The 24,661-nt window shown below is 38.6% G+C and carries 19 protein-coding genes and 1 pseudogene; 7 read left to right on the top strand and 13 right to left on the bottom strand.

Features of this window, described 5'->3' with window-relative positions; translation table 11 throughout:
- Positions 1 to 46: 46 nt before the first annotated feature.
- Positions 47 to 2,047 carry a T9SS type A sorting domain-containing protein gene (locus tag ACYIAR_RS06580; RefSeq protein ID WP_480332848.1) on the bottom strand — a complete coding sequence of 667 codons (2,001 nt, stop codon included), beginning with the start codon at positions 2,045 to 2,047 and terminating at the stop codon, positions 47 to 49.
- A gap of 286 nt (positions 2,048 to 2,333) precedes the next feature.
- Here ACYIAR_RS06580 and purN point away from each other — a divergent pair, with 286 nt between their 5' ends.
- The 3 genes from purN to thiL all read left to right on the top strand — a co-directional run bounded on the left by purN (position 2,334) and on the right by thiL (position 5,173).
- On the top strand, positions 2,334 to 2,909 hold the full coding sequence (gene purN / locus ACYIAR_RS06575; RefSeq protein WP_480332846.1) for a phosphoribosylglycinamide formyltransferase: 576 nt from the start codon (positions 2,334 to 2,336) through the stop codon (positions 2,907 to 2,909).
- 99 nt (positions 2,910 to 3,008) lie between these two features.
- Positions 3,009 to 4,091, top strand: a complete 1,083-nt coding sequence (gene lpxK, locus ACYIAR_RS06570; protein ID WP_480332844.1) for a tetraacyldisaccharide 4'-kinase — start codon at positions 3,009 to 3,011, stop codon at positions 4,089 to 4,091.
- A gap of 50 nt (positions 4,092 to 4,141) precedes the next feature.
- The gene (gene thiL, locus ACYIAR_RS06565; protein WP_480332842.1) at positions 4,142 to 5,173 is read left to right on the top strand and encodes a thiamine-phosphate kinase; all 1,032 of its coding nucleotides are present in this window, start codon (positions 4,142 to 4,144) and stop codon (positions 5,171 to 5,173) included.
- Positions 5,174 to 5,271: 98 nt separating this feature from the next.
- Here thiL and ACYIAR_RS06560 read toward each other — a convergent pair whose 3' ends face one another.
- Positions 5,272 to 7,812, bottom strand: coding sequence for a thiol protease/hemagglutinin PrtT (locus ACYIAR_RS06560; protein WP_480332841.1), 2,541 nt, complete (start codon positions 7,810 to 7,812; stop codon positions 5,272 to 5,274).
- Between the two features lie 267 nt (positions 7,813 to 8,079).
- On the opposite strand from ACYIAR_RS06560, the gene gltX reads away from it, so the two are divergent.
- On the top strand, positions 8,080 to 9,597 hold the full coding sequence (gltX, locus tag ACYIAR_RS06555) for a glutamate--tRNA ligase (protein WP_480332839.1): 1,518 nt from the start codon (positions 8,080 to 8,082) through the stop codon (positions 9,595 to 9,597).
- Between the two features lie 150 nt (positions 9,598 to 9,747).
- Positions 9,748 to 10,986, top strand: coding sequence for a 3-deoxy-D-manno-octulosonic acid transferase (locus ACYIAR_RS06550; RefSeq protein ID WP_480332837.1), 1,239 nt, complete (start codon positions 9,748 to 9,750; stop codon positions 10,984 to 10,986).
- 30 nt (positions 10,987 to 11,016) lie between these two features.
- Here the strand turns inward: ACYIAR_RS06550 and ACYIAR_RS06545 are convergent, their stop codons facing one another.
- From ACYIAR_RS06545 to lacZ, 6 genes are all read right to left on the bottom strand, one after another.
- Positions 11,017 to 11,586 carry a response regulator transcription factor gene (locus ACYIAR_RS06545; RefSeq protein WP_480332835.1) on the bottom strand — a complete coding sequence of 190 codons (570 nt, stop codon included), beginning with the start codon at positions 11,584 to 11,586 and terminating at the stop codon, positions 11,017 to 11,019.
- Positions 11,587 to 11,596: 10 nt separating this feature from the next.
- Complete coding sequence (locus ACYIAR_RS06540) at positions 11,597 to 12,307, bottom strand: helix-turn-helix transcriptional regulator (RefSeq protein WP_480332833.1); 711 nt, start codon at positions 12,305 to 12,307, stop codon at positions 11,597 to 11,599.
- Positions 12,308 to 12,317: 10 nt separating this feature from the next.
- Positions 12,318 to 13,268: a sugar phosphate isomerase/epimerase family protein gene (locus ACYIAR_RS06535; RefSeq protein WP_480332831.1), complete on the bottom strand. Its 951-nt coding sequence runs from the start codon at positions 13,266 to 13,268 to the stop codon at positions 12,318 to 12,320.
- Between the two features lie 87 nt (positions 13,269 to 13,355).
- The gene (locus ACYIAR_RS06530) at positions 13,356 to 14,741 is read right to left on the bottom strand and encodes a Gfo/Idh/MocA family oxidoreductase (protein WP_480332830.1); all 1,386 of its coding nucleotides are present in this window, start codon (positions 14,739 to 14,741) and stop codon (positions 13,356 to 13,358) included.
- Between the two features lie 29 nt (positions 14,742 to 14,770).
- Positions 14,771 to 16,339, bottom strand: a complete 1,569-nt coding sequence (locus ACYIAR_RS06525; protein ID WP_480332828.1) for an SUMF1/EgtB/PvdO family nonheme iron enzyme — start codon at positions 16,337 to 16,339, stop codon at positions 14,771 to 14,773.
- 131 nt (positions 16,340 to 16,470) lie between these two features.
- The gene (gene lacZ / locus ACYIAR_RS06520; RefSeq protein WP_480332826.1) at positions 16,471 to 19,587 is read right to left on the bottom strand and encodes a beta-galactosidase, LacZ type; all 3,117 of its coding nucleotides are present in this window, start codon (positions 19,585 to 19,587) and stop codon (positions 16,471 to 16,473) included.
- 363 nt (positions 19,588 to 19,950) lie between these two features.
- Here lacZ and ACYIAR_RS06515 point away from each other — a divergent pair, with 363 nt between their 5' ends.
- Together ACYIAR_RS06515 and ACYIAR_RS06510 are read left to right on the top strand one after the other, a co-directional pair.
- Positions 19,951 to 21,186, top strand: a complete 1,236-nt coding sequence (locus ACYIAR_RS06515) for a site-specific integrase (RefSeq protein ID WP_004291422.1) — start codon at positions 19,951 to 19,953, stop codon at positions 21,184 to 21,186.
- A gap of 11 nt (positions 21,187 to 21,197) precedes the next feature.
- The gene (locus ACYIAR_RS06510) at positions 21,198 to 21,560 is read left to right on the top strand and encodes a hypothetical protein (protein WP_004291423.1); all 363 of its coding nucleotides are present in this window, start codon (positions 21,198 to 21,200) and stop codon (positions 21,558 to 21,560) included.
- Positions 21,561 to 21,637: 77 nt separating this feature from the next.
- Here ACYIAR_RS06510 and ACYIAR_RS06505 read toward each other — a convergent pair whose 3' ends face one another.
- The 5 genes and pseudogenes from ACYIAR_RS06505 to ACYIAR_RS06485 form a co-directional block, all read right to left on the bottom strand.
- Positions 21,638 to 21,943, bottom strand: a complete 306-nt coding sequence (locus ACYIAR_RS06505) for a helix-turn-helix domain-containing protein (protein WP_004291424.1) — start codon at positions 21,941 to 21,943, stop codon at positions 21,638 to 21,640.
- Between the two features lie 31 nt (positions 21,944 to 21,974).
- Positions 21,975 to 22,049 (bottom strand): annotated as a pseudogene (locus tag ACYIAR_RS06500) (helix-turn-helix domain-containing protein); the annotation flags it as partial.
- A gap of 127 nt (positions 22,050 to 22,176) precedes the next feature.
- The gene (istB, locus tag ACYIAR_RS06495; protein WP_480331376.1) at positions 22,177 to 22,950 is read right to left on the bottom strand and encodes an IS21-like element helper ATPase IstB; all 774 of its coding nucleotides are present in this window, start codon (positions 22,948 to 22,950) and stop codon (positions 22,177 to 22,179) included.
- The gene (istA, locus tag ACYIAR_RS06490) at positions 22,940 to 24,382 is read right to left on the bottom strand and encodes an IS21 family transposase (RefSeq protein ID WP_480332527.1); all 1,443 of its coding nucleotides are present in this window, start codon (positions 24,380 to 24,382) and stop codon (positions 22,940 to 22,942) included. The genes istB and istA overlap by 11 nt, the downstream gene beginning before the upstream one ends.
- On the bottom strand, positions 24,373 to 24,504 hold the full coding sequence (locus tag ACYIAR_RS06485; RefSeq protein WP_480331704.1) for a hypothetical protein: 132 nt from the start codon (positions 24,502 to 24,504) through the stop codon (positions 24,373 to 24,375). Before ACYIAR_RS06485 ends, istA begins: the two co-directional genes overlap by 10 nt.
- Positions 24,505 to 24,661 lie beyond the last annotated feature (157 nt).

The raw sequence follows: 24,661 nt of genomic DNA, 5'->3' as shown, positions 1-24,661 counted from the left end.
CACCTTGTCAACTTGTCACTAACTTCTAGCCAACATTAATAACTCTTTATTTGACTAAAACTTTCGCTTTCTTAACTCCAAATTCACTTTGAAGAACAACGAAATAGATTCCTCCTTGCAGATTCGAAACATCTGTTGAACCGCTTTCTTTTGAGTGATAGCAGCAAGCCCCATTTGCCGTATAAATCCACAAATCGGCTACGCCTTCCATATCAATATGGATAGTTCCCAGACGAGTGTAGATGCGGGCGTCAACAGTTTGGATAGCTTCATTGGCAACAGTTGATTCTGAATAATAATAATGCTCGCTGCCCATGAACTCCCAGTTTTCAATATCATTTTCCGAAAGAAAATAAATCTTGCAAACTTTAGGATTGTCTTCTGTAACTTCTTTTTTGTATGAGTAGTTTACATACCATTGATTATTGTCGGTATCATAATATGCGTCTATTTGTGTAAGATTTTCTCCATCTCTCTCATACGCATATCTGTATCCGTAAGTCTGAACCCAGCCTCCGGCGTCTTTGCTCCAGCTGTATTCCATTTGGGTGTAATTGTCGTTGTCTCCTTCATATATGGTTTTATATCCGCTTGAAGCTTCCCATTCCTTGGTTTCATCATTCCAGCTTGAATCCAGGTAGTAATAGCCTCCGTTTTCCATATCCTCATACTCATGTTTTGTTTTGTAAGACAATATCCAATCCTTGCCTTCATCATCCAGGTAATAATAGCTGTAAATATAATTGTCGTTATCGTCAATATAATCATATTGGGATTTGTATCCTGATGAAAGAATTCCGTTGTCATAATAATTTTGTATTAAAGAAACGGTTCGATACTTCGAGTCGTAAGCTGTTTCCGAAGAAGCTACTTTTGCTACACGTCCATTCGTTTCAGGATCAACATTAAATGTTTCTGATGAAACAGCCTGTCCTATCTCATTGTATTTGTAATCAGAGCTTGTATAAGAAATATCTTTACTTTCATCATCCTTCCAGATAAGAGTATCCTTCTTATATGATGTTGACGACAAATCGTCTGCCGTATATGCAAACGTCTCTATAGTATGGCGGTACACACTTTGATTATCCTGCAAACTCTCATACCGAGTTATTTTGCCGTTTTCATCATAAGCCTGTTTGTTCATATTCCTTTCATACTCGCTGCCATTCCAATATTTTATCTCATTATAAACGATCTTTCCCTTGTCGTTATATTCGTTGTATTGTCCCTCAATCAGAAAAAGCTTTTCTTGGCTGGCATTCCATGCAAAAGTTTCATATAATAATTGCCAGCCTTGCGAATTGTATTTATAATTTTTGAAATCTGTGTAATACCACTTTCCGTTCTCGTTGAGAGTCTGAGTTTCGGAATGAGTTTGCCTGTTTTCCGAATCATATTCATACTTTGATTTGTCGGTAACAGTCAGGACATCATTCCTCAACCGGCTTTGCTCAATTTTGGTAATGCTTCCGAACGTATTATATTCATAATAATACTGATTGGTGATTTCATCATCCATATAATAGATGTTATACTCTTTCAGTTTATTATTATTGTTGTTGTATTCAGAAATCCTTTTATAGTTCAAAATCCATTCAGAACCGTCATGATAAAATTCAGACTCCGTTGTGTTGTTTCCTTTTGCATCATATTCTAAAACATTGCGTCTGCTCAATTCCCAGTCGGAAGAACTCCGGCTATATGTCAGTTGTTCCGACACTTTTCCTATTTCGTTATAGCTATAAGTTGTTTTATAAACTAACGCATCGTTGTTGTCATAACTGATTATGCTATCCAGTTTCATGGCTTCAGCAGTGGCACGCAAAGAGGCATCACTTACTGCAGGCAGATGCATCTGAGCTTCAGAGTTGCGCACAACAGGCATCTGCGGCTTAATCATTGCTTTGAGCGGTTTTTCAAACTGATTTTTGCCGTACATTGACATGTGCAACGTGTGGTTGTTGTCAGCAGGTGTTTGGGCTGACAGTGCTATTGTGCACGAAGAGATAGCCCAGATGGTGAGGTTCAAGTACAATTGTTTCATAATAATAATAATATTTAAGTTGTAAGTAAATTGAATCGTGTTGTGATTATTTTGTCGTAATTAATGCTGTTAAGATAGTAAATTTATTTAAAACAATATGTTTTTCATTTCTTTTTTATATTTTATTGATGTGAGATTCTGTTTGGATCTTGGACTATGGCTTGTATTTATTTTTTGAGGGGAAATTAAATTTATTATATCCTTGTTTGATATACGGGTTATTATTTTTATATTCGTCAATAATGTTTATTATCAAAAATAAGAATGTTATTAAATCTATGAAGGTATGAAAAAAATAGCCATTTTTGCTTCTGGTGCTGGAACTAATGCAGAAAACATCATACGATATTTTGCCAACGACGAAAGGATAAAAGTCGTTCTTGTTTTGTCAAACAATCAGAAAGCCGGTGTGCATGCACGCGTGAATGCCTTAGGTGTGCCTTCGCTTGTATTTACACGTGATGAATTTGCCGAAGGAACACCAATTGTAGATATATTGGCAGAATATGAAGTGGATTTCATTGTGCTTGCAGGTTTTATGTGTTTTGTGTCGGAGCCGCTTCAGAAAGCATTTTCCGGTCGTATTGTCAATATACATCCTTCGTTGCTACCGAAGTTCGGAGGAAAAGGAATGTATGGAATGCATGTGCATGAGGCGGTGGTGAAATCTGGCGAAAAGGAATCGGGCATTACTATACATTATATAAATGAGCACTACGACGAGGGCGCTATTATTTTTCAGGCTTCATGTCCGGTGCTTCCTAATGACACACCTGAAGATTTGGCTGCGAGAGTACATGCTTTGGAGTATGAGTATTATCCGAAGGTGGTTGAGGAGATTTTGGGAAAAGTAAGGAGTTGAGGATAAAAAAACTTGTTTCCTGCAGCCTTGTCAACTTGTTTCTTACTCCTTGATATTCTCCAATAGATTTGTACCTTTGCAAAGAAAAGAGCGTATCCGATGAGATTATTGTCAGCATTGTTATTTCCGATATCAGTTTTATATGGAACAGTGACATTTGTAAGAAACAAGATGTTTGACTGTGGTATATTGCCGTCTGAGAAATTCGATGTGCCGGTGATATGTGTCGGTAATCTGAGCGTTGGAGGAACAGGCAAAACACCGCATACGGAATATTTGGCACGGCTGTTGTCTGCACATTACCGAGTGGCAGTGCTGAGCAGAGGATATAAGCGAAAGAGCAAAGGCTTTGTACTTGCCGACGAAAGGACAATGGCAAGAGAATTGGGTGACGAGCCGTATCAGATAAAGAGGAAATTCCCTGATATCAAAGTTGCCGTGGATGCGGTCAGGCGGAATGGAATATCCAGACTGATGCAACTGTCGGATGAGGAAAAACCGGAAGTTATAATTCTGGACGACGCTTTTCAGCACAGATACGTAAAGCCAACATTGTCTTTGTTACTTACTGATTGCAATAGATTATACACATCGGACTATGTGTTGCCTGCCGGACGACTTCGGGAATGGAAAAGCGGAGCTTCGAGGGCAGACATTATAATCGTTACGAAATGCAAGGCGGATATAAGTGATGAGGAACGCGAAAATATACTAAGGCAAATATCTCCATCGAAAAAGCAGCGTGTGTTTTTTACTTATATAAATTATGGCGAATTACTTCCGGTTTTTGGAGAGAGTTGTGACACATCTGTGAATTTTATATGCGGAAATCCGGAAGTTCTTCTTTTGACGGGTATAGCTAATCCCTTTCCTTTGAAGAATAAGGTGGAAGAATTTTCCTCAAATATAGAAGTGTTCTCTTTTCCGGATCATCATGACTTTTCGGAAGCTGATATTCGTAGCGTTGAGAATCGTTTGAAGGCAGGAAAGGATAACAGGAAAATTGTGGTGACTACTGAGAAAGATGCAGTGCGTCTGCTTGCCAACTCTTATTTATCGGACGAGTATAAAGGCCTTTTTTATTATCTTCCGATAAAGATTGATTTTTGCGGTGGAGAAGCAGAGGATTTTGACAAGATTATTTTAAATAAAGTAGTTAAGAATAATATTCTTGTTTGCTGAAACATTGTCAACTTCTCAACTAAGAAAACGTTTTGAATAACATACAATATATGGCTAAAAGAACAGAAATAGCAACATTGGGCGAGTTTGGTTTGATTCGCCATTTGACAGAAAATATTGAGTTGAAGAACAGTAGTACGCTTAAAGGCGTTGGCGATGATGCGGCTGTTCTGGACTATAAGGACAAGCAAGTTTTGGTTACTACGGACTTGCTGCTTGAAGGCGTGCATTTCGATTTGATGTATGTTCCTTTGAAACATCTTGGATATAAATCGGCTGTAGTGAATTTCTCAGACATATATGCGATGAACGGACAGCCAAAACAGATAACAGTTTCAATAGGTATTTCCAAGAGATTCTCTATTGAGGATATGGAAGAACTTTACAGCGGAATCCGCCTTGCATGTGATGTTTATGGTGTGGATCTTGTTGGCGGTGACACTTCTGCGTCGTTGACAGGACTGAGCATCAGTATTACTTGTATTGGTGAAGGTGAAAAGGGTAAAGTGGTTTACCGTAATGGAGCACGCGATACGGATTTGATATGTGTGTCTGGTGATTTTGGTGCAGCATATATGGGATTACAATTACTTGAACGCGAAAAGAAAGTTTTCAACGGAGAAAAAGATTTCACTCCTGATTTTTCAGGAAAAGAATATTTGTTGGAACGCCAGTTGAAACCTGAAGCTCGCAAGGATATAATAGAGATGTTGCGTAATGCTGGAGTTCAGCCAACCGCGATGATGGACGTGTCGGACGGTCTTTCTTCGGAACTTCTTCACATATCTAAGGAAAGCAATGTTGGATGCAGAATTTATGAAGACAGAATTCCAATAGATTATCAGACAGCAGTGATGGCAGAGCAGTTTAATATGAATCTCGTTACTGCCGCGCTTAATGGTGGTGAAGATTATGAACTGCTGTTTACTGTTCCATTGACAGACCATGAGAAGGTATCAGAAATGAATGGTGTGAAAGTTATCGGCCATGTTACAAAACCTGAACTTGGTAATTATCTGGTTGGACGTGACGGTGGAGAAGTTGAGTTGAGAGCACAGGGCTGGAATTCGTTGGAAAGTTAAAACAGAATGAAAAGTTAAAAAATAGACGAGTTGACAAGGCTTGATATTTATTCAATTTCCTTGTCAACTCGTTTCTTTTTTATGGGGTTACCAAGATGTTATCTCTTGATAAATTTAGTAGTCACTGTTTTTCCATCTTTTGTTCTGACACTAATGATATAAATACCGTCATTTATATAACCGGTTTCCAAAGTCTGGTTGGCAGACATATTCTCTGAAGTCAGATTTTTATTGTAAATTCTGTTTCCTGATATATTGTATATATCAATTGATTCAGTCTGTTCCGGAAGAATTATATTTACAGAATTACTGTTAACACTGACTATCTTGATTCCGTCTGTATTGGTTGCGATAGTTTCCAAGCCTGTAGGATTTTCTGAAACAGTGAATGGAAGTCCGTTAGAAATCTGGGTGTATTTATTATCAATTATTCTGAAGAGAGCAACAAAATATTTTCCAGTTTCAACCATAGGATTTAAAGTCATAGTGAATTTATATGGCTGATTCTCTTTTTCAATAAATACTTCAGTTTGATGTATGTTTTGTGAAGAACTTTCAGATTCTGAGAAAACTGCTGCATAAATATTTTCGTTGAAAATGTTTCCTTCTCCATCAAGAGTTATGTCAGCATTAATTGTCAAATCTTCATTTACTCCTACAATTGACTTTTCGAGAGATAAATTAGAGAGTTTTATATTGTCACAAATTTTACCTTCTTTTATAACTACAGGGATAAGTTCGCCAATCAGGCAAAGTGTATTTCTGTATGAAACAAATGGAGCAATATAATAGTTTCCAGTAGGAATATCTACCTTACTGTCGGATTTACGGAAATCCATTTCCATTTTTGCGTTAAGATTTATTTCCTGATTTTCTGTGTTAGCAGGAATCAAGAATTGAGTCTGTGTAAGTACAGATAATAGTTGAGGTGTTGCATCGTTGCTAAGCAATAATATTCCTCCCATACCGTAATATTCAGAATCATTGTCGCTGTTGGAAAGACTCAATTTGAATTTACCGGTCATGCCAGAGTAAAGGCTTGTTGTTGCTTCTAATTCTCCATGTATATTTTTTAAGTCAAGATTACCTGAGAATGGAGTTAGCGTACAAACATCATTTTTTACTGAAACATTATATTCAATGACGCTACCGACATTTCCTCTTACCTTGCTGTAGTCTTTTTCTCGGACATCTTTTGTCGCTATATATAGTTTATAGTTACCATCTTCTGCTTCAGAAGGTATTTTAATGTCAGTGAAATCTATTTTGCTAAAGCCATAGTTGGTTTCTATTGCTTCATCAATAGATTCTTCATATAGTACATGTTTTTCTCTTGCTTGATTTTCCAAGATAACAGAAATGAAACCTTTGTTGAAAACAGAAGTAAGGTTGAAGAGATTGCTAAGAGTGATATTGAATGATTCATTTTTTGCAACAGACTTCTTATCTATTTCCATTTCCTCAAGAGCGAAGAAAGAGAAATAGAAATCACTTACAGTTTCCGGCTGAATACCGATAACCATACTTTGATAGTTAGTGAAACCTCCTCCGTTTCCGCTACCACCACCTATACCTGTTGATGTAGGATCTAATGAAGATATATCAAAATATCCATTATTATAACCATCCCATCCCCAGTTTACATGTACCATGTCATCTTTGTCATATCCATCAATAACAAAAGCATGGCCTACTTCTGAAGATGAACCGCTGTAAAAAACAGGTCTTTTACTGTTAAGTTCTGTTTTCAACATTTCCATCCATTCAGATGTATTGAAGTAATTTCTTGAAACATATCCAAGGTTTTTGTTGTAGCCGAAAAAATTAATCAAAGCTTTTGGAACATTACTTGAATAAGCTCCTGACTCCAAAGGCGAATAATCCATCTCTACGCCAACACCGCAAGCATACATAAGTTCCGCTACAGCTTTTGCTTGAGTTTCGTTGTATTCTACTTTACTGTATTGTGGAAGCATATTCTTCCAGTCGAAAGTTATTGATTGGAAATCTAAACTGTATTTTGTTCCTGATTCTGTTGTGTATGAATGAGAGCCAGTACCTTTTGTTGGGTATTCATGGTATTTTAAAATCATTGCCATAGCTGTTGCTACACATCCTGTTACGGAAGTTTTTCCGTCTATTACCGGACACATATTGTTGTATGGACTTGACTGGTCCCAGTTTATCTCGCCCAACAAAGGTGATACTTCAGTTGCAAATGAACTAGAAGATGAAGATTTTGTTGAACTTAAAATATTTGTTGAGTTATCAAGATTATTGTAATACAGATAATAAGCAGAAAGAAAATTTTGGATATTTGAAGGAATATTTTCTGTATGAAAAGGAGAATTGAGTGAATAACCAAGAATTGGCTTCATTCTGTCGTCAGCTGAAACTATTACGAAAGAGTTGTTATTGTTGTTGAAAACGTAAAAGGCTTCATCTGAACTACGAAGAGAATTGTTCTCCGTCAGTTCGCTAGAAACAGCTACTAATTTAATGTCAGTACTTGATTTCAGCCCTCCTTCTTTATCGAAAAAGTTTTGAGCAACATCTAAAGCCTGTTCTTGTGTTAATTGTTTAGCCCATGTTGGCGAACTGCATAATAGCAATAGGAAAAATGAAAAAAGTTTCCTCATAATTGATAATTTTTAGTTGATTAATTTAAAAACCATCCTAATTAGTTTAGGATTTATAAGTGAAAGTTGCAATATTATTAAAAAAATGGATAGTTAATTATATTACTTTGTTTTTTTAACAAAGAAAACAGATGTATTAAACACTGTTTATAATAAAACATTTGTATAAATTTCATGTTGAGTTTCAAAAAGAAAGGATTTATCACAGTTGATAAGGAAAAAAGAAGTAATTTTGTCGCGTTAAAAAAATAATAAATAATAATAATTATGACAGAAAGAAAGGTTAGAGTTCGTTTTGCTCCGAGCCCTACAGGTGCTTTGCATATCGGAGGTGTTCGTACAGCCTTATACAATTATTTATTTGCCAAACAAAATGGCGGTGATTTGATTCTTCGTATTGAAGATACAGACTCTCAGCGATTTGTTCCTGGTGCAGAAGATTATATCATTGAAGCGTTGACTTGGTTGGGTATTAAATTTGACGAAGGTGTAGGTTTCGGAGGAAATTACGGTCCTTATCGTCAGAGTGAACGCCGTGAGATTTACAAGAAATATGTTGACCAGCTTTTGGCTGATGGTCATGCTTATATTGCATTTGATACACCAGCAGAGTTGGAAGAGAAAAGAAAAGAAATAGCAAATTTCCAATATGATGCATCTACACGTTTGCAGATGCGTAACTCATTGACTTTATCTGAGTCAGAAACTAAAGCTTTGATTGAGTCTGGTCATCAGTATGTTGTTCGTGTAAAGATTGAACCGAATGAAAATGTTGTTGTTAATGACATGATACGTGGTGAGGTTGTTATCAACTCATCAATATTGGATGACAAGGTTCTTTATAAATCAGCAGACCAGCTACCTACATATCATTTGGCAAACATTGTTGACGACCATTTGATGGAAGTGACACATGTTATCCGTGGTGAAGAATGGTTGCCAAGTGCTCCTCTTCATGTTTTGCTTTACCGTTATTTCGGATGGGCTGAAACAATGCCGAAATTTGCACATTTGTCTTTGCTGCTTAAACCGGAAGGAAATGGTAAGTTAAGTAAACGTGATGGTGACCGTTTGGGATTCCCTGTGTTCCCATTGGAATGGCATGACCCTAAGACTGGCGATGTTTCATCAGGATACCGTGAGAGCGGTTATTTACCTGAGGCAGTTGTAAACTTCCTTGCATTGCTTGGCTGGAATCCTGGAAATGACCAGGAAGTAATGAGTATGGATGAGCTTATCAAATCTTTCAATCTTACACATTGCAGCAAGAGCGGCGCTAAGTTTGACTATGAAAAGGGTAAATGGTTCAACCACCAGTATATTCAGAAGAAGAGCAATGAAGAAATCGCAGATTTGTTCATGCCAATTCTGAAAGAGCATGGAATAGAAGCAGACAAAGCATATGTTGTTAAAGTTGTTGGTATGATGAAAGACAGAGTAAGCTTCATCAAAGACCTTTGGGATGTATGTGCATTCTTCTTTGTTGCTCCTACAGAATATGATGAGAAGACACGCAAAAAACGTTGGAAAGAAGACAGTGCTGCTCAATTGACAGAGTTGATAGAAGTTTTGCGTGCTCACGAACCATTTGATATTGAAAGCACAGAGAATGAAGTGAAAGCATGGATTGAAAGCAAAGGCTATCATCTTGGAAACATCATGAATGCTACTCGTCTGGCTTTGGTTGGTGAAGGTAAAGGTCCTCATATCTTTGATATCACAGAAGCTCTTGGTAAGGAAGAGTCAATCAAGAGAATCCAGAGAGCTATCCAGGTACTTGGATAATTATATATATGTTGACAAGTGTGCAATTGGTATGTACATGAGTTGGCAATTATAAATAAAATAAACGTAGAGACATGGAGACGTTGAGGTTTTTTGTTTGCCTTATCGTCTCTTGTCTCTCTTTTTTTAGAAACAAATAATACAAGTTGTATGTATTCTTTCTTTATATATGTTTATTCTTTGTTAGTACGTTTTGCATCCTTGTTTAATAAGAAAGCTGCTTTGATGTGTGAAGGTCAATCTCAGACCTTTGATATATTAAGTAGGAAGATTAATCCCGGAGAAAAATATATATGGTTTCATGCTGCTTCTTTAGGAGAATTTGAACAAGGACGTCCGATAATCGAGAAGATAAAGGCACAAAAGCCGGAGTATAAAATATTGCTTACATTTTTTTCTCCTTCCGGATATGAAGTAAGAAAGAACTATAACTTGGCTGATGTAATTTGTTATTTGCCTTTTGACACTCCGAATAATGTCAGGAAATTTATGGATTTAGCACAACCGTCAATGGCTATATTCATCAAATATGAATTTTGGGCAAATTATTTGAATACATTAAAACAAAGAAATATTCCGACATATATTATTTCTGCCATATTCCGTCCTGAGCAGATTTTCTTTAAATGGTATGGAATGTTTTACAGAAATGTTTTACGCTGTTTCAATCATTTATATGTTCAGGATAAAGAATCTGTAAAATTGTTGGAAAGTGTATCTGTAACAAATGTGACAGTAACTGGAGATACAAGATATGACAGGGTTTGGGATATATGCCAATCTGCCAAAAATATCCCGGAGATTGACAGTTTTGTTTACGATAACAAGGGCAATAAAATAAAAACATTGATAGCAGGCAGTTCATGGCCACAAGATGAAAATATATTTATTCCATATTTTAATGACTGTCCTGATATCAAACTGATTATTGCACCTCATGAGATACATGCTTCCCATCTTGAAATGATAGAATCTCTTCTGAAAAGACCTTATATCCGCTTGTCGGAAGCGAAAGGTAAAAACTTGTCGGAATATGATTGTGTGATAATTGATTGTTTCGGTTTACTGTCATCAATATACCGATATGGAGAAATCGCATACATTGGCGGAGGTTTTGGTGCCGGTATTCATAATACGCTGGAAGCTGCTGTATATGGAATTCCTGTTGTATTTGGGAAAAAGTATGGTAAGTTCAAGGAAGCTAAAGATTTGATAGCTGTTGGAGGCGGTTTCTCTATATCTGAATCTTCAGAATTCGAAAAGTTAATGAATAGATTTATATCAGATGAAGAATTTTTGTTGTCTTCAGGTAAAGCTTCTTTAAAATTCGTTGAATCAAATTTAGGTGTATCAGAAAAAATAATGCATGATATATTTATTAAAGAGTAATATTTTTCCTGCAGTATTCTCTTTTTTGTTTTATAATTCTATATCATCACTTGATACAATCCCGTTTATTATAGAATAGAATGTAAGTCCGGATACGGTTTTTATTCCTAATTTACTGGTTATGTTTTTTCGGTGAGAAAGAACCGTATTCAGACTTATATTTAAGTTATCTGCAATTTCTTTATTTGTATATCCTTTTACTATTTGCTGTAAAACATCTGTTTCTCTATTTGATAGGAATTTACTATTTTCAGAATCTGAGTTATTATTAAAACTTGATGTTAATATTGGCTGTAAAATATCAATAATAGATTCTATATTGGAATTTGTAGGTATAATATTACAATTTGATGTATGTTCATTATTGGAACAGATAACAAATGTTTTATTCCTTTTCAACAGAAAATAGTCAATGTTTGATGAAAATATTTCGCTGTTGGTGAAATAAAAATCAAAAGAGTCTGTGGTCTTGGAGAATTTATGAAAAGATTCGAATTGCTCAATAAAAAAGAGAGGAAAAAAATCGTTTAATATACTCTGTAGTCCTATTCTTTGGAAACAATCAGGTATGATGATTGCTATTTGTTTGTTTTTAGTCATATAAAACAAATTATTTACATAAATTCTCCATTGCAGATACCATTGGAGAAAGAATACGATATCTGATTCTATTGTGCTGTTTTATGTCTTTTTCCAGACTGTTGATTGCAAATATTACAGCATAACATAAGTTCTCATCATAATCTCCTGATATATGCTTTATCATAATGCTTTTTAAATCAGCAAGCAAAGCTTCAATTGAATCGTCATTAGCTTCTTCAGACTGAAGATAAAATCCTTTTTCAGAATCAATATGTCCGCTTTGTCTGATTTTGCCTGATAATTCAATGCAATATGGAAACCATCTTTCTTCATCATCCTGTATTCTGGCAATAAGTTCTTCTTTGAATGAAGAAAAGAAACGTCCGATAATAGATATTGTTGGATTATCTGGTTTACTCATATGGATAAAAGAATCCAAATGACGTTCAATATTTGGAATTTGGTATTTTATGTAATAATGATTTGTCTTGTTCAGATAGTCAATAATCTGAGATGTATGAAAACTTCTGAGTTTGCTTTCCGGGAAATACTCTTCATTTAGGAAAGTGTTGATTACGGCAAGAAAGAAATCCGTATCAATATTATAATCATTACAAATTTCATAGACTGATTTATCGCCTAATCCAAGACGAATTCCCAGTCTGTTTAATACTGGAATAAGTGAGGGGTGTTCTTCAACCACCTCACTCATTTGTATATTTGGGTATATTAGTGCCATATATTGTATATTATGCTTCTTCCCATTGTTTGCGTAACAAATCAACTGCAGTTGTAATTGCTGCAGCACGATCTGAACCCTGACAGCCACATTCAAAGCTTACATATTTATTATATCCGATAGCTTTTAAACCTTTGAAACCGTCAATGTAGTTATCAGCGTCGCCATCTTCACCAGGCATACTTCTTCTCTTTCTGCTGGCAACATGCACATGCTGCAAATATTTACCTGCAGAGATGAATGCACCCATATCTGATGTTTCTTCCCAAGTCATGTGCCAGAAGTCACCCATACATCTAACACCAGGATTGTTGATATCTCTACACAATGAAGCTGCATCTGCTACTTGACGAAGATAGAAACATTCTTTTCTGTTAAGTGGTTCAAATATTACAGATGTACCATGTTCTGCTGCGTAATTACCCATTTCATTGAATTGTTCGCACAAGAAGTCTCGTGTAGACTGATCGTGTGGCATTACAGGTTTCTGTCCATTGAATGCAGGAACGATAATTACTCCCACAGAACCCAGCTCACCAGCAGCAGCAATGATTTCTTTCATTGTATCCATGCACTGTTTTCTGATTTTTGGATCTGTTGAAATAATAAATCCTTTGAATCCAGCGCAGATAGCACTCAGTTTAATATTTCTTCCATTCAATGCTTTTTTGAATTCATCAACACGCTGAGCGAGATTTCCTCCACCAGGTTCTATACCTACAATTCCCAGCTTTTCCATGAAGTCAAGCTTTTCATTCAAGCTTTCACCCGGAGCAACTCCTTCTTGCAATGATAGATTCAATGCAGCCGAAGAAGAATATGGTATTCCTTCAAATTTTGTTTGAGTATTATTATTTTGCGCTGCTTGTTTGTTATTGCATGATGCAAAAACAGAACCGCCAGTAGCTAGAGCAGCACCTGAAATAGCTGTTTTTAGGAAATTTCTTCTATTGAGTTCCATAGTGATAGAGTTATTAAATTTAAAGAGTTTTTATCCTCAAAATATATGTATGGGGATAAAAACTCTTTATTATGTTATAAGATTTACTTATTTTTTATCGATAGGTTTACCTGGAACAGGAACAGTGAATGAGCTCATATCCATTTTACCCAAATTCAAATCTTTTGGAGTATAATCAAGTGGAGAAGCTGTCATTGCATCCCAAGTTGTTTCGCTACCAGTGTAAGCAGATTCACGTCCCATGATAGCAGCCATATTTGCTACAGCTGTTTCAGTTGCCTGCTGGATAGGTTTCTTGCTACGGATGCAGTTAATCCAGTTTACATGTTCCAATGTATATGGGTCAACTTGTTTGTATTTAGCTTTCTCAGCATCATGATCATATTTCCAAACAACATTACCAGCCAAATCTTTGATTTCCATTGTAGCACTGTTCCATGAACCTTTAGTACCCTGGATAAATTCGCTTACGTTGTTTGCGCAACCATCAATCTGACGGCACATACTATGCAAATGAATACCATTTTCCATAGTGAAGTCTACGCTGAAGTTATCATACTGGTCTCCAGTAAGACGACGCTGACGAGAACCGAAACCAACAGCTTTCACAGGTTTCAAACCACTAAACCATGTAAATACGTCGATATTGTGAACGTGCTGTTCTACGATATGGTCACCAGACAACCATTTCCAGTTAACCCAGTCTTTAATCATCCATTCGCAGTCGCTCCAGCCCTGCTGACGTTCGCGATACCACAACATACTCTGGTTCCAATAAACGATACCGCCAGTGATTTCACCGATCATACCTTCCATAATTTTCTTGTATGATTCGATGTAGCTACGCTGGTGGTGACGCTGAGTACCAGTAACAACAGACAAACCTTTAGCTTCTGCCTGTTTAGCTGTAGCCATGATTGTACGATAACCTGCTGGGTCTACACAGATAGGTTTTTCCAAGAATGAATGTTTACCTTTTTCAGTTGCATACTGGAAATGTATAGGACGGAAAACAGGAGGAGTTGCAATGATAACAACATCAACACCACTGTCAATTAACTGTTTGTAAGCTTCCAAACCAACAAAACGTTTGTCAGCAGGAATATCTATATTTTTTTCTTTCTTCAATTTGTCAGCCAAAGCATCAACTCTTTCCTGGAATGTGTCAGCAAGCGCTGTAATTGTTACACCATTTGCAGCATTAAGGAAGTTGAAAGCAGCACCTGAACCACGGCCACCACAACCGATTACACCAGCCTTAAGTTCCTGTCCGTCGCTTGCCAAATCAGGCAATTCTGGAGCATAATAACTACCTGGTTCTTTCAAAGGTTTGTTAGCACTACTACCTTCTGCAGATCCGCCACCGCAAGATGTTAATACACTTGCTGTACCTGTACCCATAGCTCCAAGAGCTCCTGCCATTACTGAACTTTTCAGAAATGATCTTCTACTAATTCCGTTTTCTTTTTTCATGATATAAATATTAAAGCTTTCTGTATTGTTTATTTGTTATTGTATTCACAAACTACTCGGAAGCCAATTCCTTTGATGTCTGAATACCACCAAATACTTTTTGGCTGCTGAGGATCTGTCTTAAGCCACAAATCATGCTGAGTACATCCTCGAGATGCACATCTTACATCTGCTGCATCAGATGTATAGTTACCTCCTCTGACTACCCATTCTGTACCTTCTGTTACCAATGGATTTGTCACATTGTCGCCACTCTTCTTATATGCTTCAGGGTCGTATTTATCAGCGCAATATTCCAATACGTTACCCAGCATATTTTTCAGACCGAATGGATTTGCTTTTACAGTTTCCGGATCCTGTGTCTTATTCTGGCTGTTTTTAGCATAAATTACATATGAACTTATGCTGTCAGTTTTAGCTGCAAAGAATTTTCTCCAGAAACCTTGGTCTGAGAAATCAGAAGGATCACCACTGAAGAAGTATGGAGTTTCGCTGCCGCCTCTGGCTGCATATTCCCATTCAGCTTCTGTTGGGAGTCTATATTTCTTACCAGTCTTTTTAGACAACCATTGACAGAATGTTTCTGCAGCATAATGAGTCATAGTAATAGCTGGTCTGTTTCCGCCGCCCCAACCTTGATCCGGGAATCCGAATGGAGGAGTAGGTCCTGAAATAGCATCAACATTAGGATCACTGTTGTTTGCATAAACAGTTTCAGGCGGAGTTCTACCTTCACTCATTGTATTTCCATAGAATGCCCAATACTGATCCCAAGTAACTTCCAGCTCTGCCATGAAGAACTGGTCAACAGTAACTGTACGAACAGGGCTTTCATCATCCTTATGGAAATCTTCACTTTCAGGGCTACCCATTTTAAATGTTCCGCCAGGAATAGCTTTCATATTGAAAGAAACCGCTGTTCCTGGAATTTGTTCTGTATAGTCTTCGAATGAAGTTACAGTTGTTGCTTCTTTGAAGAATTTACTTGTGTCAACTGCAGCAGCAGCTTCCAATCCCGGAATACCACTCATTTTTGAATGATTATAATTAGGATTGTAATGTCCGGCGTCAAGGTGACAGCTTATACATTGCAAATCTAATTTCTTTTCATTCTCATCATAATATAGATGGGCTGTGATTCCATCATTTGTTATTCCTTCTGGGAACAGATTCTGATGACATTCTTTACAAGATTCGTTAGGAATATATTTTATGGCATGTTCCAGCTCAGATTTTTGTTCCCAGTTAAAGTCTGCACTGTCCTTTGTCAGATAAGACCAAGCATCAGTAAGACCAAGTTTTAATTTCGCAGAATAATGATTCCAAGTCTGGCTCTGAGGCGGAAGATGGCAGTCAACGCAATGCGTCAATACTCCACTACCATTATTGACATGCTTTGATAATTTCCAGCTGTCATATACATGCGGGTGTACGTGGCACATCATACAAGATTCATCACTTGAGAAATATACAGATGTCTTATATGCTCCTATCATTACACCAGCACCAAGCACAATACCTATGCCGAGTATGAATTTTTTAGAAGAAAAAAAGTTGTTTTTTTTCTTTATGTTTTCAAAGTTGTTATTTGTAGTCATGCACAAATGTAATTTTTATGGTATTTCATGTTAGCAAAAATCGGGAATAAAAATACTAATTTCCAAATAAAGGAAAAAAGATTTTATCCCCGATTTTCTAAAAGTAGTTATAATTTAACTTTTTTAACTAATTACAGTTTGTTCTGAATAGGTTTTATTATGAAACTAAATGTATAATCACCATATGGAATTCTGTATTCTGGTAAAGGTAACTGTCCCCAACTGTTAACACATCCCAGTCCCATCTGAACTTTGTCAATTGTCAAATTGATATAATTTACTTTTGGAACCTGAGGTGAATGTCTTTGGTCTTTTTCCAAACCTTCATCCAATGATTCAATAGAATACTGCAATGCTGAAGCTGTGAACGGAGCATCTGCTACAAGCTGAATACCGTTTCCTCCGGCATTAGTCTGGTTCCACCAACGGATGTCTGTCTTACTTCCATTTTCCTGTGGACGAATGTAAGAATAGAACTGCTCGTCAACGGTTTGTTTGTATTTGCCTAAATCAGTTGCATTGTTTCTGTCTGAATAGTTTTCAATAGGACCACGTCCGTAATACTGGATATGAGCCAATGATTTATTCAGTTTCATTTGCATACCAAATCTGAACATATCTGAAACATTTGCAGACTTGTCAGCTTTGAGAGCTTGTGTTACCTGAACAGCACCTTCATTATTTATAATGTATGTCAATTCCAATTTACCTGAAACAGATGGCATGTCATAAGTAGCATTAACTTTAACCATACCGTTTTCAGTTGTAGCCTTCAAATCATTAAGCTTCATTTCTGGATTCTTCCATACAATGTATTTCTTTTGCAAACCTGCACCCATGTCATTGTCTGTCGGAGCTCTCCAGAAGTTAGGAGTAAGATGAGTTTCATCTTCCATTATTGACTGACCGTTTACATTATATAAACTCATGAATCCATTCTTTCTGTCAAAATCAATTTCAAAATTCTCTCCTTCAACTATTAGATAGAAATGGTCATTGTCTTTGATTGTCGGAGCTGGATTCTGATAGTTTGTTGTTCCTTCATTAGCCAATTTCAATTCCGGAGCCTTGTATGGGCGAACTGCCAATTGATTTTTAGCAACTGTATAACCTGCTGGTAAAAGGTTGGCAGCTTTCTTAAGTTTGAATGAAACATTCAACAATATTTCAGCATTCTTGCACTTGCAAGCGCATTCGCAATTTTCGTCAAGAGAATAACCAAGTTTCTGCTCAACAGTTTGTTGTGGTTTAACATTCAAATCATTAATGATGCCTTTCTGTACTTCTTCACCGTTAGCAAGCAAACTCCATTCAGCATAGTAATTGCTCAAATCAGTAAAGAAGTTTTCGTTATATATGCTGATTACACCTTTTTGCAAGTCAACAGGTTTAACCCAAATAGACTGATAATAGTGTCCCACTTCATACATGTGTGGATTCGGATTTCTGTCCGGATTAATCAGACCATTGTCCATGAAGTTGTTGTCAGATGCATCATAACGGTTGAAATCTCCACCATATGCATATATTTCGACACCATTCTTATCTTTCCATCTCAATGACTGATCAACGAAATCCCAAATAAAACCTCCTTGATAATTAGGATACTTGCGGATTAAATCCCAATATTCTTTGAATCCACCTTGTGAGTTACCCATTGCGTGAGCGTATTCACATTGGATAAGAGGCTTGTCCTTGTGTGTCTGGCAATATTCTTCACTACGTTTGTAGTCATAATACATAGGACAGAAGATATCCGTGAATTCGTTCATACGAGCCTGCTCATATTGAACAGCACGTGATTTATCTTCATTCTTAATCCATTTGTAGCATTCTTCAAAGTTTGGACCGAATCCGGCTTCATTACCCAAAGACCAGAAAATAATTGATGGATGGTTGAAACCTCTCTGAACATTACGCTGGTTTCTTTCCATGTGAGCTTTTGCATATGCCGGATTTTTAGCCAAAGTCTCTTCGTCATATCCCATACCGTGAGATTCGATATTAGCTTCAGCAACAACATAAATACCATATTTGTCGCAAAGGTCATACCAAAGGTTATTGTCTGGATAGTGACAAGTACGTACAGCATTGATATTAAACTCTTTCATTCGTTTGATATCTTGAATCATACGTTCCTTGGAAATGACGTATCCTTTGTCAGGGTCCATTTCATGTCTGTTGGCTCCTTTGAACAATACAGCTTGGCCATTAACAAGAATCTGTCCGTTCTTAAGTTCTATCTTTCGGAAACCAACATTGACCGGGATAGATTCCAAAGTCTTGTCACCATTTGTAAGTGTTGCAACCAATTTATATAAATATGGAGATTCTGCACTCCACTTTTGAGGATTACTTACACTTATAGTAGCTTTTTGTTTTCCAGAACCTTTAACTTCAGTTGTAGCAACTTCTTTTCCTGATTTGTCAAGAAGCTTTAGGTTTACAGTTCCAGAACCTTTCATCTGAAGGTCAATAGCAAGTGTACCGTCTTTATATTGCGCATCCAAGTCTGGAGTAACTCTGATATCTTGAATGTGTGTCGTATTTCTTGTATATAAATAACAATCTCTACCTACACCGGAAAGTCGAAGGAAATCCTGGTCTTCCAGATATGTTCCATCACACCAGCGGAACACTTGGAAAGCAATCAGGTTTTTGCCAGGTTTAAGATATTTAGTCAGATTGAACTCAGCTTCAAGTTTGCTGTCTTCGCTATATCCAACAAATTTACCGTTCACCCATAAATACATATTGGAAGTAACAGAACCGAAATGAGCAATAATTTCTTTCCCTTTCCAGTCTGCTGGAATAGTAATCTCACGTCTGTAAGAACCAACATGGTTGTTCACTGTCGGTACTTGTGGAGGATTGTTCTTGAATTGGCTTCTCCAAGCGTAACCTACGTTTACATAAATAGGATCGCCATATCCGTTAAGTTCCCAGATACCTGGAACTTTCATATCGCCCCAACCTTTGTCGTTGAAGTCGGTTTTGAAAAAGTCTGTAGGTCTCTGGTCTGCATGTTCAACCCAGTTGAATTTCCAGTTTCCGTTCAAAGTGAGATAATTTTCAGAGTTTACTTTATCTCCTTTCAATGCTTCTTCATACCCTTCATAAGCAAAGTAACTGGTATGCATAGGAGCACGATTGATTTGGTTGACATTAGGATCCAACCATTCATTTTGCTGAGCAAAAGCTGTTAAGCCTGTAAATGCTAACGCGCATGTTAAAATTCTACGTTTCATGGTAAAGATTTGTTGATGATTTAATGTTTACACTGCAAAGTTACTACAAAAAAGTGAAATGCGGAAAGATATAGTGATAGAATTGAGTTACAAGGGTTTTGGTTGAAGTGGCGATAATCCGTGAAGCCATTACAATCCCTGCCGAAGCCAAATCCTGACGCCGCTACGTTACTTGTTCGTAACCATGCCCGAAAATGCGACAAACGGGTACGAATAGCGAAACAAGGCTCTAAGGAATAGTGAGTTATCCATAACTCATGCGAAAAATCAGGTTACGGAAAAAGATTGCGCCGTTCCTCCCCGTTTTGCGTACCAACACCGGACTCTTCACCAACTAATTTTGAAACCCAAAAATTAAGGACAATGAAGAGTACATTTTCAGTAATCTACTACCTCAAGCGTCAGGTAGTGAAAAAGGACGGGACAGTTCCCGTCATGGGACGCATCACGGTGGACGGCAGCCAGACACAGTTCAGCTGCAAACTGACTGTCGATCCGAAACTGTGGGACACCAAAGGTGGACGTGTCACGGGCAGAAGCACGGCGGCACTCGAAACGAACCGTATGCTTGACAAGATGCGGGTACGCATCAACAGGCATTATCAGGAAATCATGGAGCGTGACAACTTCGTCACGGCGGAGAAGGTGAAGAACGCCTTTCTCGGACTGGAACACCGCTACCACACGCTGATGCAGGTGTTCCGCCAGCACAACGAGGACTACGAGAAGCAGGTGGAGGCAGGCATGAAAGCCAAAGGCACGCTGCTGAAGTACCGCACCGTTTACAAGCACATGCAAGAGTTCCTCGACATCCGCTACCATGTGAAGGACATCGCCCTAAAAGAGCTTACCCCGGCTTTCATCTCCGACTTCGAGATGTTCCTGCGCACGGACAAGCACTGCTGCACCAATACCGTGTGGCTGTACGTCTGCCCGTTACGGACGATGGTATTCATCGCCATCAACAACGAGTGGCTGACGCGCGACCCGTTCCGCGAGTATGAAATCAAGAAGGAGGAAACAACACGCAGTTTCCTGACCAAAGATGAGATCCGCCTGCTGATGGAGGGGAAACTGAAAAACGCCAAACAGGAATTGTACCGCGACCTCTACCTGTTCTGCGCCTTCACGGGGCTGTCGTTCGCGGATATGCGCAACCTTACGGAAGAGAATATCCGCACCTACTTCGACGAACACGAGTGGATAAACATCAACCGCCAGAAAACGGGCGTGGTGTCCAACATCCGCCTGCTCGACATCGCCAACCGCATAATCGGCAAATACCGGGGACTGTGCGGGGACGGCAGGATATTTCCCGTTCCGCATTATAACACGTGCCTTGCCGGTATCCGTGCCGTCGCCAAGCGTTGCGGCATCACCAAGCATATCACGTGGCATCAGAGCCGCCACACGGCAGCCACGACGATATTCCTCTCCAACGGTGTTCCCATCGAAACGGTCAGCTCCATGCTCGGACACAAGAGCATAAAGACGACGCAGATTTACGCAAAGATAACCAAAGAGAAGCTCAATCAGGACATGGAGAACCTTGCCGCAAGATTGAACGGCGTCGAGGAATTTGCAGGTTGCACCATCTAAAAAGAAAAGCCATGAAACGTGACACAATCATCATCGAGGACAAGGCAGTCAGCGTAACCGGTAACGACGTGTGGATGACCGCCACCGAAATAGCCGGATTGTTCCATACGACCGTCCCGGCAGTGAACGCCGCCATCAGAGCCGTCCGCAAGTCGGACGTGCTGAACGACTACGAGGTGTGCCGCTACATGCAGCTTGAAAACGGGCTGCACGCGGACGTGTACGCCCTTGAAATCATCATCCCGGTCGCTTTCAGGGTGAATACCTACAACACCCACCTGTTCCGCACATGGCTGGTGGGAAAGGCACTCTCACAAGAGAAACGGCAGACATACGTGATGTTCATACAGAACGGAAAAGCCGGGTATTGCTGATTGCACATACCCCATAAGACAAGTAAACGGGTAGCACCACAAAAGGTGTCACCCGTTTACTTTTTCATGAAACCGCCTCACTCCAGCGGCTTGCGGTAGTTCGCTTCCAGTACCCCGCGCAGCCCCGTTTCCGGGTAAAGCACCTTCCCTCCCAAAAGTATGAAGGGCAACACGCGGTTGTTGCGGTATTCCTGCAAGGTGCGCCGGCTCACACGGAGCAGTTCCGACACCTCGCCGTCCGTCAGGTAACGTTCCCCGTCCAGCGGAGGACGGTAGCTTTCCAGAAATGCGGACAGCCATTTCGAGCCTTTGCGCATATCCTGCACCACAGAGGCTATCGGCTCGTCTTCCATCGTAAAAACATCGTTGTTCTCGTTCATCATAACTTCGGATTCAGTGGGTGAATAAATCAAATCATCTGCCGTGCGGATAGAGCGTGCCGACAAGCGGTATCAGCCGCTTCACCTCCTCTGGCTTGTAATAGAACTGGAAAATATAAAGTCACTTGACCCACTATTATACTCTAAATTGACCCATCAAAAAAATATTAGAATTAAGTAGAGAAAAATGCATTTTAACCCGGGTCAGTTTCAATTATAATTCTTTATAGCAGATACTACTTCTTTTTAGCATTAATCTTTCTTACAGAATCTCCCGTTAGTTCAATTTTGTGTGCCGTATGTACAATTCTGTCCAGGATTGCATCAGCTAAAGTAGGATCTCCAATTGCATCATACCAGCTTTCAACTGGAAGTTGTGATGTTATTATGATTGATTTTATTCCGTGTCTGTCTTCTATTATTTCCATAAGTATTGACCTTTCCCTGGCATCCAGTCCTATAAGAAAGAGATCGTCTAAAATAAGCAGTGAACACTTTTCAATTTTTTTCATCTCAGATTCTATAGTTCCCTTGTTTTTGGCCATTTTAAGCTGTCCCATAAGCTTTGACGCATTGGAGTATAAAGTTCTGACTCCATTTTTGCATGCTTCATATCCTATTGCTGAAGCTATATAGCTTTTACCTGTTCCGGAGCTTCCTGTGATAAAAATATTCTGTCCGTCTCTTATAAAATCAAGAGAAGCAAGTCTCTCGAGCTGGTTCCGGTCAAGGTTCCGTTTTATTGTATAGTCTATTTTTTCCATATATGCCTTATATCTGAAGTTTGCAGATCTTATCAGTCGCTCAATGCTTACATTGCGTCTGTAATCATACTCGCTTTCAAGAAGCCATTTCAGGAACTCATCGTTTGTCATACCATCAGAGGATGTTGTCCTGCAGTCATTCCTGTATGTTTCAAGCATACCGTAAAAACGTAATTTGGAGAGTAACTCCATTATTCTGTCCATATTTTTTCCGACAGTTCTGTTTGTTTTATTATTACTTGTCATTTTTATCCATATTTTTAGAGTTAAAATAATCCTTACCTCTGAGATTTCTGTGTTTAGGGGTAAGTTCAGGAGCAAGCCCCTCCATTTGTATATGATACTTTTCATCTTCCCTGTTTACCAGAAGGCTTTCAAGTTCGTTGAACCCGAACATGCAGGATTCCATTGCTATCTGGCATGCAAGAACCACTCTGTCGTGTCCGAAACATTCCACAAGACATAATATACCATCAGCTGAACGTATAGCCTGAACAGGATATTTTTTGGCAACAGCCACCAACTTTATATACTCTTCCACTACCGGGTCTATTTCACGTGCCTTGCGGTATATATCATCCATTCTGATTCTGTATTCATGTAGTACTCCGGGAAGTTTATGGGAAGGTTTTTCTGAATAAGTGAAAGGTGTATCATCCCTGCGATGTGTCGTTATGTGTCTGAATTTATGATATATCTCCACTGTGTCCCCATCATACAGTAATTCTACAGCATCGCCTATATACTCTTTAGGAACACTGTAATAGTGATTGTTAAGCGATACATAACTGTTTTTCATGACAGTTGCCGTTTTCCGGTTTTTTGATATAAATCTTGTTGCCGGCAATATATGTAGCCTGTCTTTCTCGACCTCGAGGAAACGCTCCCTACGGCTGTAGCTGCGGTTGTACATCTTTCGGCTGTTCAATGCGTCAGTATGTTTCATTATTTCTATGTTCAAGGCTTCAATATCATTGAATTTCAATCCTGTCATCTTTGAATATACCTCCCTGTAAAGCAGTCTTACAGCATTTTCAACCAAAGCCTTGTCTTTGGGTTTGCGCACTCTTGCCGGAAAGACAACACAACCATAATGGTCTGCAAATGCCGCAAAGTCATCATTTATTACAGGCTCTATTCCACCGGGCCTTGTTACGGCAGATTTGAGGTTGTCGGGAACTATGGCATTTGGTACACCTCCAAAATAATGGAAAGCATTTTCACATGCCTGGATAAGATATTCTTTCTTTTGCGATGGTACAGCCTCGTAATAAGTAATCTGACTGCATGGAAGTATCGCAGCAAAGACTTCTACGGGAACCTTATCACCCGTATTCCTGTCTGAAATATAAAGTTTGTCACCGGCAAAATCCACATACATCTGATCACCAGCTATATGATCTATGCGTCCAACCGGTATTTTTACCTCCCTTTCACGTCTGAGATACAGGCAGAATGAACAATAACTGTAACCTTGGGGACGGTTTCTCAGATACTCCTCATACAAGGACCTTCTTGTTGTTCCACGGGATTTAAGTCGTTTAATGTACTCAGGTATATGTTCTTGAAGATACTTATACTCTGCAGATCCTGTTGATTCGTTGTCAGTCTCCGTACCGAAAAGTTCATGCAGATGATGCTCGTCCATTTTCAACAGGCGTTCCAGCTCTATACCCATATCCTCGTATATTCGGATATACCGTTTACTGTATTACGTGAAATCAGAAGAGAAGAACTGATACTACGGATACTCATTCCTGACTGGTAGCACCGCAGTATGTGCTTGATTCTTATTTTCATTCTTTAAAATTTTTATTCGGTTAATGATACCGGGTTAAAATGCTTTTTAAAGTACAAAAACAAGACTGAAATGTGGTAATTCTATAGGGTCAATTTTTATTATAATCTAAGTGGGTCAGTTTCGGTTATAAAGGTGGGTCAGGTGATTTTTATAATA

The organism is Parabacteroides sp. KHUB-01 (assembly GCF_056640935.1).
The sequence above is the reverse complement of the archived record's forward strand: the minus strand, read 5'-3'. Positions and strand labels throughout refer to the sequence as shown.

Coding starts and splice junctions, on each gene's coding strand:
- ACYIAR_RS06580 (WP_480332848.1), bottom strand. CDS start 2,047: ATGAAACAATTGTACTTGAACCTCACCATCTGGGCTATCTCTTCGTGC.
- purN (WP_480332846.1), top strand. CDS start 2,334: ATGAAAAAAATAGCCATTTTTGCTTCTGGTGCTGGAACTAATGCAGAA.
- lpxK (WP_480332844.1), top strand. CDS start 3,009: ATGAGATTATTGTCAGCATTGTTATTTCCGATATCAGTTTTATATGGA.
- thiL (WP_480332842.1), top strand. CDS start 4,142: ATGGCTAAAAGAACAGAAATAGCAACATTGGGCGAGTTTGGTTTGATT.
- ACYIAR_RS06560 (WP_480332841.1), bottom strand. CDS start 7,812: ATGAGGAAACTTTTTTCATTTTTCCTATTGCTATTATGCAGTTCGCCA.
- gltX (WP_480332839.1), top strand. CDS start 8,080: ATGACAGAAAGAAAGGTTAGAGTTCGTTTTGCTCCGAGCCCTACAGGT.
- ACYIAR_RS06550 (WP_480332837.1), top strand. CDS start 9,748: ATGTATTCTTTCTTTATATATGTTTATTCTTTGTTAGTACGTTTTGCA.
- ACYIAR_RS06545 (WP_480332835.1), bottom strand. CDS start 11,586: ATGACTAAAAACAAACAAATAGCAATCATCATACCTGATTGTTTCCAA.
- ACYIAR_RS06540 (WP_480332833.1), bottom strand. CDS start 12,307: ATGGCACTAATATACCCAAATATACAAATGAGTGAGGTGGTTGAAGAA.
- ACYIAR_RS06535 (WP_480332831.1), bottom strand. CDS start 13,268: ATGGAACTCAATAGAAGAAATTTCCTAAAAACAGCTATTTCAGGTGCT.
- ACYIAR_RS06530 (WP_480332830.1), bottom strand. CDS start 14,741: ATGAAAAAAGAAAACGGAATTAGTAGAAGATCATTTCTGAAAAGTTCA.
- ACYIAR_RS06525 (WP_480332828.1), bottom strand. CDS start 16,339: ATGACTACAAATAACAACTTTGAAAACATAAAGAAAAAAAACAACTTT.
- lacZ (WP_480332826.1), bottom strand. CDS start 19,587: ATGAAACGTAGAATTTTAACATGCGCGTTAGCATTTACAGGCTTAACA.
- ACYIAR_RS06515 (WP_004291422.1), top strand. CDS start 19,951: ATGAAGAGTACATTTTCAGTAATCTACTACCTCAAGCGTCAGGTAGTG.
- ACYIAR_RS06510 (WP_004291423.1), top strand. CDS start 21,198: ATGAAACGTGACACAATCATCATCGAGGACAAGGCAGTCAGCGTAACC.
- ACYIAR_RS06505 (WP_004291424.1), bottom strand. CDS start 21,943: ATGATGAACGAGAACAACGATGTTTTTACGATGGAAGACGAGCCGATA.
- istB (WP_480331376.1), bottom strand. CDS start 22,950: ATGACAAGTAATAATAAAACAAACAGAACTGTCGGAAAAAATATGGAC.
- istA (WP_480332527.1), bottom strand. CDS start 24,382: ATGGGTATAGAGCTGGAACGCCTGTTGAAAATGGACGAGCATCATCTG.
- ACYIAR_RS06485 (WP_480331704.1), bottom strand. CDS start 24,504: ATGAAAATAAGAATCAAGCACATACTGCGGTGCTACCAGTCAGGAATG.